Source organism: Paracoccaceae bacterium Fryx2, assembly GCA_032334235.1.
In the GTDB taxonomy this organism is placed as follows: Bacteria; Pseudomonadota; Alphaproteobacteria; order Rhodobacterales; family Rhodobacteraceae; genus JAVSGI01.
Map to the genome: position 1 here is coordinate 89,069 of JAVSGI010000008.1, position 12,056 is coordinate 101,124.

A 12,056-nucleotide genomic window follows, 5' to 3' on the forward strand; every position below is an offset into this window, starting at 1 on the left:
GTCCGTGACCGTCAACCACGTTGGCCGGTTTTAGGCCGCTGGGTTGGCGTATCTGGAATTGTTTTTCGCTCAGCCTTCTCCTTTGTCCTTGTTGTCGGCGATGGTTGTCGTTGGCGGTCTGCTCAGCGCCTCTTTGTTGGAGGCGGCCGCGCGCTGGCGGAAGCTTTCGGCATTCATCTCCAGGATCGCTGCGTGATGAACCAGCCGGTCGATGGCGGCGACGGTCATCGCCTTGTCCGGGAAGATCTGGTCCCAGCCGCTGAAGGGCTGGTTGGCGGCGATGGCGATGCTGCGGTATTCGTAGCGCCGGGCGATCAGTTCGAAGAGCACGCCTGTCTCGGCCTGATCCTTGTGGGCGTAGGTGATGTCGTCGAGGATGATCAGGTCGAACTTGTCGAGCTTGGCGAGCGCGGCTTCGAGCACCAGATCGCGGCGGGCGGCCTGAAGTCGCTGCACCAGATCGCTGGTGTGCGGATTTCGCGGAGAATGGGCGCTGATTTCGCGCGATCGTGGGCACGCGTTTCGCGCCATTCTGGGCAGTCATTTCACGGGATCGTGGGCAGGCTGGCCGACGCTTTCATGGAGTCAGGCTTGAACGATTTGGTCAAGCTTTTTTGTGACGGCGGAGCGCCTGCGCAGGCTTTCACCTGAGAGGGTGAGGCGGTGTGCGTTGTGAACGAGGCGGTCGAGGATGGCATCTGCGAGCGTTGGGTCGCCGATGGCTTCGTGCCACTGGTCAACGGGGAGTTGGCTTGTGACGATGGTGGAAGCGCGGCCGTGGCGGTCTTCGAGGATTTCCAGCAGGTCACGGCGCTCCGGGGCGGTGAGGACGGCGAGGCCCCAATCGTCAATGATCAGCACATCCATGCGGGCGATGGTTTTGAGGATGCGTTCATGGCGGCCATCGCCACGGGCCAGAGCAAGGGCCTCGAACATGCGCGGCGCACGTTGATAGAGGACGGGCCGCCCATCCCGGCACGCCTTGTGGCCAAGGGCGCAGGCGATCCAGCTTTTGCCCAAACCGGTCGGCCCGGTTATCAGCAGGTTCTCGTGCCGGGCGATCCAGCCGCCATCGGCAAGATGCGCCATGACACTGCGGTCAAGACCACGTGGGCTGCGCAGGTCCAGATCCTCGACGCTGGCATCTTGGCGCAGAGCCGCAAACTTGAGCCGGGAGGCCAGTTTCTTGGTGTCGCGCTCTGCAGCCTCGCGGTCGACCAGCAGGCCGAGACGCTCTTCGAACGAGAGGGCGTCGAAGGCGGTTGACCTGCGTTGTTCTTCGAGCGCCGATGCAATGCCGGTCAGGCCGAGCGCCAACAGTCGGTCGTGGGTGGGATGGGTCAGCATTTTAGTCCTTTCTCAATGGTAATAGCTGCCGCCACGAATGTTGGCGTGCTGGAGGGGGGCGACCTCTTCGGAGCCTTCCAGGAAGGCGCGATCGAGGCCGGTCTTGAGGATCGAACGAATGGAGGTGACGGTGCGGGCCCGGATGGTCACACCCCGCTGGCAGGCCGCATCAACGCGCTCCGGCCCATAGGTTTTGACCAAGGCCAGCACACCCAGGCAGGTGCGGAACCCCTGTTCAGGATGGGGGCGGTCAGCCATCACCATCTCGCAAAAGGCGGCGACGGCGGGGCCGGTCTTGGTTGCCTGCGCCAGCATTCTGGCCGGGGTCCATTCGGCAAAGCGACGATGGGCCGATGGCATATGGTCGGCCACGGTGACATGGCTGCGCCGCCCCGGGGTGCGCACGTGGCTCGCAACCCTCTGACCACGATGGAATATCTCGACCGTCTGGCCGCTTGTGCGAACATCGACCTCTTGTTTGATCAGCGCGAAGGGCACGGAATACCATGAGCTGTCGACCTCAACGTGATAGTCGGGTGCCACGCGGGCGCGCTTCCAGCGGGCGAAGACATAAGGTTCGGGCGGTAGGGGCTGAAGATTGGGCCGATCCAAAGTGGCAAACAGATCGGCGCGGCTGGCGCCATAGCCGCGCATCACGCGCATGTTCAACTCGTCCAGCAGCCGCCGGATCGCCACGTTCAACTCGGCCAATGAGAAGAACCGGTGGTTCCGCAGCCGCGCCAGAATCCAGCGTTGTGCCACTTGGACAGCCACTTCCACCTTCGCCTTGTCCCGGGGTTTGCGCGGCCGGGCGGGCAGAACGGCGGTGCCATAATGCGCCGCCATCTCGGCATAGGTCCGGTTCAGCCCCGGATCAAACCGGTCTGCCTTGATCACGGCGGACTTCAGATTGTCCGGAACCACCGCCTTTGGCACGCCGCCCAGAAAGGCGAACATCCGGATATGCGCGAGGATCCAATCTTCCAACCCCTCCGATGCCACCGCCTCGGCATAGGTGTGATTCGATGCCCCCATTGCCGCCACGAACAGCTTCATGGCCCGCGCTTCGCCGGTCGTGGGGTCGATCACGTCGATGGTGTCGCCGGCAAAGTCGACGAACACCTTCTCGCCGCCCACATGTGTCTGGCGCATCGTCGGGCGCACCCGACCCTTCCAAGCCTCGTAATGCGTGCAAAACCAAGTATAGGCAAAACCCCCGGGGTGCGCGGCACGGTATTCTTCCCAGAGCAGCATCCGCGTCACCCCAGGGCGGCGCAACTCGCGGTCAATCTCCGCCCAGTCGGGCACAAGCCGCTCCGCGTCCGGCACCGTGGGCGGGGCTGGAAACAAAAGAAGTTCAAGGCTGTCGTCATCGATCCCCTCCGGCAAGGGCCACGTGAGCCCGGCATGACGCGCCCGTTGGGTGTAGCTTCCGACGCTCCCCTTGCTCAGACCGAGGGAAGCGGCAATGGACCGCTCGCTCAGGCCTTGCCCAAGCTTCAATCGCAAAACATCTCGTATCCGGCGCATGTTCAATCGTCCTGTCGGCATCAAGCCACCCCTTCATTCCTGAAGGCGCAACTATCCTCAATTTGCCGACCAGACCTGCCCGCGATCCCGCGAAATCAGTGCCCAGCTTCACGCGAAATGACTGCCCATGATCCCGTGAAATCGATGCCCACCATCAAGCGAAACACGCACGCTGGTGCGGGTATAGAACACGCGGTGTCCCCGCTCGATCAGGGCATGGCCTATCGCGCAGAGAATGTGCGTTTTGCCCGTGCCGGAATTGCCGATGGCGATCAGATTGCCGCCACCCTCCAGCCAGTCGCCGGCCGCCAGAGCTTCCACCCGGGCACGCGGCAGGGTTGGCAGCGCCTTGAAGTCGAAGGTCGCCAGCGTCTTGCCAGCCGGTAGCTGTGCCTCGTTCATGTGGCGCTGAATGCGGCGCATGTCGCGCTCGGCCAGTTCGTATTCCGCGAGGACAGCCAGAAAGCGGGCAGCGGGCCAGCCTTCGGCATCGGCGCGGGTGGCGATGTCGGCCCAAAGCTTGTGGAAGCTGGGCAGGCGCAGCGCGGTCAGCATGCTGGGCAGCGTGTGGATGTCGATCTCGCGGGAGGTCATGCGCAGGCTCCCAGAAGGGCATCGAAGCTGTCGAGCGAGGGATGGGCGACGGTGACATCTGTCGGCAGCGCCGTTTGCTTCGGGCTCAGGCGGAGCATCAGCAGGTCAGGGTCCGGCACCCGGCCGGCGTCGAGATCGTCCGTCAGGAGATGCGCCAGTTCCGCCTCGCAGGCCCGGTCGTGGGCGATGAACAGCAGGTCGACCATGCGGCGGCAGGCGTCGCGGCGGGGCAGATCACGCTGCAGCACCTGCCAGGCTGCAGCGTATTCGGTTCGCGGGAACAGGCTGTCGCGGTAGATCGAACTCCACAGGGCTTGCGGTTTGCGCCGCAGCGCGTGGATGACGTGATGGTAGTTGATGACATGCACGCGATGGCCGTCGCCGCGACCACGCGCCCTTGTATGGCTGACGACCAGGGTGCTGCCGAGAAAGGCCTCAAGGCGATCGTCGTAAAGGTGGACCCGCAAGCGCTGCCCGATCAGCTGCGACGGGGCGCTGTAGAAGATGCTCTTGACCAGAAAGCCGCTGGTGCGGGTGACCGGAACCACGGTCTCTGTAAAGTCGGTGGTGCGCCTGCGCGGCAGGGGCTTCAGATGCGCCCGTTCCACCTGCGTGGCCGCCGCCCGCTGCCGGTTGCGCCGTGCCACCAGAATGTCGATGAAGCGCCGGTAGTCCTCGATGCTGGCGAAGTCGCGGCTGCCGCGCAGGATCAGCGCCTGTTCGATGGCTTTCTTGAGGTGCCGGTTCTGGGATTCCACCGCGCCGTTCTCATGAGCCTCGCCGCGGTTGTTGCGACTGGCCTCCATGCCGTAATGGCCGACGAAGGCATTGTAGCGCGTGGTGATATCCTGGCGCTGGTCAGCCGTCAGGTTGCGGAAAGCGGCCGAGAGGCTGTCGGTGCGATGCTCCTGTGGTGCCCCGCCGAGCGACCAGAGCGCCTGCTGCAGGTTCTCGGCCAAGGCCGTGAAGCTCTCCCCGCCCAGGACCACCCCGACATGCTCCCACCGGCTGTAGACCATGACGAAGTGGTAGAGCAGATGCGGGAATAGCTGGCCCGCGATCGTCACCTCCAGCTCCTCGGCATGAGTGAAGTCGGACTGGGCCATGCGGCCCGGCTCCGGCGTCTGGCGGAAGATGATGTCGCGCTCGGGCCCGTTCAACGCCCGCCACTGCCGCACCCGCCGTTCCAGGGTGCGCCGGATCCGGTCATCGGGGAAGGCCAGCGGATGCAGGCCCTGAAGGTGGCGCAGCAGGGTGACGGCCTGCAAGGCGCTGTCCCTCTCCAGCAAGGGAAGGATGTCGCCCTCCCAAAAGCCTTCGAGGGGATCGGCCACCGTGCGCCCGTGAACGATCTTGCGGTTCGAGGGCAGCGTCGGGTTGGCATCGAACCGTCGGGCCGTGCGCTCGCTGAACCCGGCGCGGGCGGCCGACGTGCGCTGACTGTGATATCGGAGGTCGGACATGTATAATCTCAATTGCTGGTCGTTGATGGGTTTGTAGGCCAACCCGGATCCTCCGTTTGACGGCAGAGGAACCCGGCTTACCAACCCGCAGCGACCAGCACCTTCCCCGAAATCAATCAGGCCGGTGGGGCTGCCCTCCAGACGGGCATGCCCGTCTTCCGTTCAGCCCCACCGGCCAAGGTGGTTGTCGGCACCGGCCAAGATGGTTGTCGCTGAACAGGACGGGTCCAAACGGGGAACGAGGTAGTTAAATAGGTTGACCTATTGTTGACCCGCTTCAATCGCCCGATCGTCTCCGTTACGCTCACTTCTATTTCCTAGAACGCTGGAACACGACACCCAGCGCCCGGACTTCCGTCGGACTCGACTCAATCACCCCCTGGCAGAAGCGAAAGGCCAAGTTCCTTCAAAAAGCTATTGTGCCTCCCCGTTGCCTCACGAACCTGTTTTTCAATCGCGACCAGCTCACTTTGTGTATCTTCCAACGCAATCTCTTCCTCGCCCACAGCGGTGCTGATGTAGCGGGAAATATTGAGGTTGTAGCCCTCCTCAGCGATCCGCTCCATGCTTACCCGCTTGGAGTAACGGTCTTGTTCAGTGCGGAACTGGTAGGTGTCGATGATCTTGGCGATGTGTTCGTCCGTGAGCTGGTTCTGGCGTTTTCCCTTCGCAAAGTGCTCTGCAGCGTTGATAAAGAGAACGTCATCGGGCTTCTTGCACTTCTTGAGCACGAGGATGCACACCGGGATGCCGGTAGAGTAGAATAGGTTCGCGGGCAGGCCGATGACTGTGTCTATGTGACCGTCCTTCAGCAGCTTGGTACGGATGCGCTCTTCGGCCCCGCCTCTGAACAGTACGCCGTGGGGCAGAATGATGGCCATGACGCCCTCATCCTGCGGATTTCGCGGAGAATGGGCGCTGATTTCGCGCGATCGTGGGCACGCGTTTCGCGCCATTCTGGGCAGTCATTTCACGGGATCGTGGGCAGGCTGGCCGACGCTTTCATGGAGTCAGGCTTGAACGATTTGGTCAAGCTTTTTTGTGACGGCGGAGCGCCTGCGCAGGCTTTCACCTGAGAGGGTGAGGCGGTGTGCGTTGTGAACGAGGCGGTCGAGGATGGCATCTGCGAGCGTTGGGTCGCCGATGGCTTCGTGCCACTGGTCAACGGGGAGTTGGCTTGTGACGATGGTGGAAGCGCGGCCGTGGCGGTCTTCGAGGATTTCCAGCAGGTCACGGCGCTCCGGGGCGGTGAGGACGGCGAGGCCCCAATCGTCAATGATCAGCACATCCATGCGGGCGATGGTTTTGAGGATGCGTTCATGGCGGCCATCGCCACGGGCCAGAGCAAGGGCCTCGAACATGCGCGGCGCACGTTGATAGAGGACGGGCCGCCCATCCCGGCACGCCTTGTGGCCAAGGGCGCAGGCGATCCAGCTTTTGCCCAAACCGGTCGGCCCGGTTATCAGCAGGTTCTCGTGCCGGGCGATCCAGCCGCCATCGGCAAGATGCGCCATGACACTGCGGTCAAGACCACGTGGGCTGCGCAGGTCCAGATCCTCGACGCTGGCATCTTGGCGCAGAGCCGCAAACTTGAGCCGGGAGGCCAGTTTCTTGGTGTCGCGCTCTGCAGCCTCGCGGTCGACCAGCAGGCCGAGACGCTCTTCGAACGAGAGGGCGTCGAAGGCGGTTGACCTGCGTTGTTCTTCGAGCGCCGATGCAATGCCGGTCAGGCCGAGCGCCAACAGTCGGTCGTGGGTGGGATGGGTCAGCATTTTAGTCCTTTCTCAATGGTAATAGCTGCCGCCACGAATGTTGGCGTGCTGGAGGGGGGCGACCTCTTCGGAGCCTTCCAGGAAGGCGCGATCGAGGCCGGTCTTGAGGATCGAACGAATGGAGGTGACGGTGCGGGCCCGGATGGTCACACCCCGCTGGCAGGCCGCATCAACGCGCTCCGGCCCATAGGTTTTGACCAAGGCCAGCACACCCAGGCAGGTGCGGAACCCCTGTTCAGGATGGGGGCGGTCAGCCATCACCATCTCGCAAAAGGCGGCGACGGCGGGGCCGGTCTTGGTTGCCTGCGCCAGCATTCTGGCCGGGGTCCATTCGGCAAAGCGACGATGGGCCGATGGCATATGGTCGGCCACGGTGACATGGCTGCGCCGCCCCGGGGTGCGCACGTGGCTCGCAACCCTCTGACCACGATGGAATATCTCGACCGTCTGGCCGCTTGTGCGAACATCGACCTCTTGTTTGATCAGCGCGAAGGGCACGGAATACCATGAGCTGTCGACCTCAACGTGATAGTCGGGTGCCACGCGGGCGCGCTTCCAGCGGGCGAAGACATAAGGTTCGGGCGGTAGGGGCTGAAGATTGGGCCGATCCAAAGTGGCAAACAGATCGGCGCGGCTGGCGCCATAGCCGCGCATCACGCGCATGTTCAACTCGTCCAGCAGCCGCCGGATCGCCACGTTCAACTCGGCCAATGAGAAGAACCGGTGGTTCCGCAGCCGCGCCAGAATCCAGCGTTGTGCCACTTGGACAGCCACTTCCACCTTCGCCTTGTCCCGGGGTTTGCGCGGCCGGGCGGGCAGAACGGCGGTGCCATAATGCGCCGCCATCTCGGCATAGGTCCGGTTCAGCCCCGGATCAAACCGGTCTGCCTTGATCACGGCGGACTTCAGATTGTCCGGAACCACCGCCTTTGGCACGCCGCCCAGAAAGGCGAACATCCGGATATGCGCGAGGATCCAATCTTCCAACCCCTCCGATGCCACCGCCTCGGCATAGGTGTGATTCGATGCCCCCATTGCCGCCACGAACAGCTTCATGGCCCGCGCTTCGCCGGTCGTGGGGTCGATCACGTCGATGGTGTCGCCGGCAAAGTCGACGAACACCTTCTCGCCGCCCACATGTGTCTGGCGCATCGTCGGGCGCACCCGACCCTTCCAAGCCTCGTAATGCGTGCAAAACCAAGTATAGGCAAAACCCCCGGGGTGCGCGGCACGGTATTCTTCCCAGAGCAGCATCCGCGTCACCCCAGGGCGGCGCAACTCGCGGTCAATCTCCGCCCAGTCGGGCACAAGCCGCTCCGCGTCCGGCACCGTGGGCGGGGCTGGAAACAAAAGAAGTTCAAGGCTGTCGTCATCGATCCCCTCCGGCAAGGGCCACGTGAGCCCGGCATGACGCGCCCGTTGGGTGTAGCTTCCGACGCTCCCCTTGCTCAGACCGAGGGAAGCGGCAATGGACCGCTCGCTCAGGCCTTGCCCAAGCTTCAATCGCAAAACATCTCGTATCCGGCGCATGTTCAATCGTCCTGTCGGCATCAAGCCACCCCTTCATTCCTGAAGGCGCAACTATCCTCAATTTGCCGACCAGACCTGCCCGCGATCCCGCGAAATCAGTGCCCAGCTTCACGCGAAATGACTGCCCATGATCCCGTGAAATCGATGCCCACCATCAAGCGAAACACGCACCTCATCCTTCAGGAAGTGGAAACCGTGCAGCAGGAAGGCGAAATCCGCGGCCGACTTGGGCGCTAGCCCGTAGTTCTTGAACCGCACGTCGTCGCCCATGGCATCGGTCGGTTCCCAGCGAAGGCTGAAGGGCGGGTTGGCAACAATAGCATCGAATGAGGGCTTCTTGGCGGGGTTCATCTCCTTAAGAATGTCCCACTCGTTTTCGAGGGTGTCGCCGTGGAATATCTCGAACTCAGTATCCTTCACCCCATGCAGCAGCATGTTCATACGGGCGAGGTTGTAAGTCGTGATATTGCTTTCTTGGCCGAAAATCTTGCCGATGCCGTGCGCACCCATCCGGTTGCGAACGTTCAGCAACAGCGAACCAGATCCGCAGGCAAAGTCCAGAACGCTTGCCAGGCGGTCCTTCTTTCCCGTGGCCGGTTCCTGACTGTCCAGAGTCACGATCGTCGAAAGAATGTCCGATATCTGCTGCGGGGTGTAGAACTCGCCCGCCTTCTTGCCGGAACCGGCAGCAAACTGTCCGATCAGATATTCGTAGGCATCACCCAGATGATCTACCTCTGACGAGAACTCGGCCAGCCCCCTGGCGACCTCGGCGATGATGGAACAGAGCTTCTTGTTCTTGTCCGTTTGGGTCTTGCCAAGCTTTTCCGAGTAAAGGTTGATCTCCGAAAACAAGCCTCCGAACGTGCTCTGGAAGGACTCGTTCTCGATGTATTTGAAGCCCTCGTAGAGCGTCAGCAGCAGCTCATCACTTTGTGTACGGGCCAGATTGGCGATGTTGTTCCACAGATAGGGCGGCTGGACGACGTAGTGCACCTTGCGGCGCATCTGCTTTTCGAACTCGGCCACGTCGTTCGGGTTGTCCTCGTACCATGCCTGCAGTGGCGTGCTGGCACCGGTGCGCTCAAGAACATCCGCCAGATCGGGGTAGTCACTTCCGAGTTCCCGTTTGGCCGCCGCCTCGTAGTTGTCCGACAGGTAGCGCAGGAACAGGAAGGACAGCATGTAGTCGCGGAAATCGTCCGCGTTCATGGAACCGCGAAGCTGGTCAGCAATGCTCCAGAGCGTTTTGCCCAGTTGTTTTTGGATTTGGTCGTTCATGGTGCGGGTGTTCCCTGAGGTGCCGGTGCCGGTGCCGGTGCCGGTGCCGGTGCCGAAGTGTGAGCGGGGCCAACATTAGGCAAGGCAAATTCAAAACGATTGACGAACTCGGCCAAGACGCGGCGGAACAGTTTCTTGTTGTCCTCGCCCATCTCCGTGGGTTCATGGATGGCATAGGCGCCGTGGCTCAGAAGGTTCAGGGCACGGTTGAACAGTGCGCGATCTTCATCGTTGTCGAGCGCTTTAAGGCAAAAGGCGATGTTCGGATGCCCAAAGAAAGACGCCGTCTTCTCCATAACACTGCGCAGGGCGTTGAAGTGGAAAGTGTAGAGCTTCCCCTTCTTTGGATCAGTAGCACGCTGCAATTCAGCGAGCGTCGCCACATGATGAAAGAACGGCGTGTCTTCCGTCGCCTGAAGCGTGTAGGTGCCGTCGCCGCTCGGGCGGTGCAAGAAATAGCGCCGATGATCGATCGAAGGCGCGTCATCAATCTTCCGGCCGACTTCGTTGCACATAACGTTGAAGAAAAGTGCGTGGTGCGAAGAGAAGATCACCTTGATCGGGGCGAGCGCGCCTTCGGCATTCCTTCGCGTTGCCGCCCGGCGGAGGAGCTTGGCCAGGTCACAGGCGACGGAGATCGCGTTGTTGTCGTCCAACGACGAGACTGGGTCATCGATGTAAAGATACTTCTTCCCCTGATAGGATTCATGCCCATCCAGCATCCGTTCGCAGATCGCCATGAAGATGCACCAGATGAAGATGTTCTGTTCACCGCGAGATACCTTGATGTTGGACTCGCCGCCTTTTCGGAAGCTTACGAAATCCGGTTTGGAGACGATATCTTTGCCCTGCTGAACGTCCTTGTAGGTGAAGTCGAAATCGAAATCGGCGTAGCGGGAAAGGTAGCGGGCAATCGTTTCGTCCAACGCGAGTTCCGTCATCGCGTTGAAAAAGGATGACTTTTCGTTCAGTTGCAGGCGCCGCACGCTGTCGCCGTCAAGGTCATTTTCCCAGACGAACAGATCCTCGGTGAAGGCGTTGAAATAGAGGGTGTCGGGCGTCCCGTTCAGGTTTTTCGTGGTCTTGCGTTTCCCTGCGTCTTTGAACTCCATGGACAGGCGTGTCTTGCCGGTACGATTGTAGGCGTAAAGCAAGACCAAAGAGATTGGCTTCGTTGGATTGTTCAAATCGTCGCGAAGTCTGGCCACCAAAGTCTTCAGGTTCTTGTAATTGCTCATGCATTAGCCTCCCCGACCGAAGGGAAAAGCTGCTGCATCAGGCCCTTCTTGTGGGTCTTGAGCGTATAGAGCTTGCCGGTCTCGGCGGCGATGAGGTCGTCGAGTGAGGTGAGGCAGTCGGCGATGCGTTCCTGTTCGTCAAACTCTGGCGGAAGCGGAATAGAAAACATTCTTATTTGTGCGAAGTTTAGCCCCTGACGATTTCCCCCCGCTTGGAAGCTGTCAATCTGTTTTTGACCCTCTGGAGAGATCAAGTATTGGTTCAGGTAAAAGAGGTTCAGCTCCATTTTCTTTGTACGAATTATGCAAACATGCTGATTTACATTTCCGCCGACAATACGGGCATCTGCTACCGCACTTCTCCCGATAGATGCCCCCGTTATGTTAAGCAGTACATCGCCGAGCCTAATTTCGGTAGAGGGGAACGAACTATGGGTTTCCTCGTCAAGAAATACGACATCATCCAATAGCAGCTTTCCCCATCCAACGTTTTGGCTACGCACGAATGGCCTTCCCAATGACTTGTAGTTTCGGTCACCGCCGTTTGGAGTTATTCCGCTGCCCACTTTGACTGTTTTTGAGCCGAGTTCGCTCGCCGCCCACTCCTCCGCATCCTGAAACTCAGGGAAGCGAAGGCGGGGTTGGGTTTCGCCTTCTTGGGGAAAAAGCCACCGCATCAGGCCCTTCTTGTAGGCCCTAAGCGCCTCCATCTTCCGCCCATGCGCCTCGATCAGCGCGTCCGCAGAGGCTAAGCAGTCGGCGATCTTTTGTTGTTCGGCTTCGTCTGGCCGCCACGCACTGGTCGAAAGGAACTGTGTAACTGAAATATTGAACCGGCCTGCTCTTGCACCCTCGTTCACCAGCCCGCCAAGCGCCGGCTCATGGCTTCCCGACTCGAAATACCATTCCCAGAAAATTGGGTTCTCACTCGGCTGGAAGCGGAAGCATTTATATATGGGCGAGACGATCCCAGCCGGATAGTTGGAAAGTCGTTTGATCGTGCCAAAGCTGGACGCCTTGGTCGTCCGATCGTTGTAGACAAAATCGTCTTTACGAATCTTCAGGTAACGATCGGTGCTGTCGCCAGCGATCTTCTTACCAAAGTAGTCACTTTGCAGTATGAGGCCATGCTCCCCCGAAAGGCTCAGAACATGGTCCTTATCTCCGGTCGTCGCCCGTTCTTTTACTGGCCGAGCAATCTTTTGAAGGAGGGTTTCTTTCCATCCTTCAGTGTTGAGAAACTCGGGAAAGCGAAGTTTAGGCGTTGCTATCCCAGTGCCGCCATCTTCATGTGTCACGGG

The 12,056-nt window shown here is 60.8% G+C and carries 10 protein-coding genes and 1 pseudogene; all 11 read right to left on the minus strand.

The features are described from left to right. Positions 1-69: 69 nt before the first annotated feature. A pseudogene (locus RNZ50_26420) lies at positions 70-465 on the minus strand (ATP-binding protein). A 120-nt stretch (positions 466-585) separates the two neighbouring features. Beyond that, a complete protein-coding gene (gene istB / locus RNZ50_26425) occupies positions 586-1,347 on the minus strand; it encodes an IS21-like element helper ATPase IstB (protein ID MDT8858495.1) in 762 nt (253 codons plus the stop codon). Positions 1,348-1,359: 12 nt separating this feature from the next. Then, the gene (gene istA / locus RNZ50_26430) at positions 1,360-2,898 is read right to left on the minus strand and encodes an IS21 family transposase (GenBank protein MDT8858496.1); all 1,539 of its coding nucleotides are present in this window, start codon (positions 2,896-2,898) and stop codon (positions 1,360-1,362) included. A gap of 87 nt (positions 2,899-2,985) precedes the next feature. Then, a complete protein-coding gene (locus RNZ50_26435; GenBank protein ID MDT8858497.1) occupies positions 2,986-3,471 on the minus strand; it encodes an ATP-binding protein in 486 nt (161 codons plus the stop codon). Continuing rightward, complete coding sequence (gene istA / locus RNZ50_26440; GenBank protein MDT8858498.1) at positions 3,468-4,976, minus strand: IS21 family transposase; 1,509 nt, start codon at positions 4,974-4,976, stop codon at positions 3,468-3,470. Before istA (RNZ50_26440) ends, RNZ50_26435 begins: the two co-directional genes overlap by 4 nt. 326 nt (positions 4,977-5,302) lie before the next feature. After that, positions 5,303-5,890 (minus strand): N-6 DNA methylase, encoded by a 588-nt coding sequence (locus tag RNZ50_26445; GenBank protein ID MDT8858499.1) that lies wholly within the window; start codon positions 5,888-5,890, stop codon positions 5,303-5,305. Positions 5,891-5,944: 54 nt separating this feature from the next. Further along, positions 5,945-6,706, minus strand: coding sequence for an IS21-like element helper ATPase IstB (gene istB, locus RNZ50_26450; protein ID MDT8858500.1), 762 nt, complete (start codon positions 6,704-6,706; stop codon positions 5,945-5,947). A gap of 12 nt (positions 6,707-6,718) precedes the next feature. After that, on the minus strand, positions 6,719-8,257 hold the full coding sequence (istA, locus tag RNZ50_26455; protein MDT8858501.1) for an IS21 family transposase: 1,539 nt from the start codon (positions 8,255-8,257) through the stop codon (positions 6,719-6,721). Positions 8,258-8,344: 87 nt separating this feature from the next. After that, positions 8,345-9,517 carry an N-6 DNA methylase gene (locus tag RNZ50_26460; protein MDT8858502.1) on the minus strand — a complete coding sequence of 391 codons (1,173 nt, stop codon included), beginning with the start codon at positions 9,515-9,517 and terminating at the stop codon, positions 8,345-8,347. Next, the gene (locus RNZ50_26465; GenBank protein MDT8858503.1) at positions 9,514-10,755 is read right to left on the minus strand and encodes an AAA family ATPase; all 1,242 of its coding nucleotides are present in this window, start codon (positions 10,753-10,755) and stop codon (positions 9,514-9,516) included. The genes RNZ50_26460 and RNZ50_26465 overlap by 4 nt, the downstream gene beginning before the upstream one ends. Next, entirely contained in the window at positions 10,752-12,053 is a 1,302-nt protein-coding gene (locus tag RNZ50_26470; protein MDT8858504.1) for a restriction endonuclease subunit S, read from the minus strand. The genes RNZ50_26465 and RNZ50_26470 overlap by 4 nt, the downstream gene beginning before the upstream one ends. Positions 12,054-12,056: the final 3 nt, after the last annotated feature.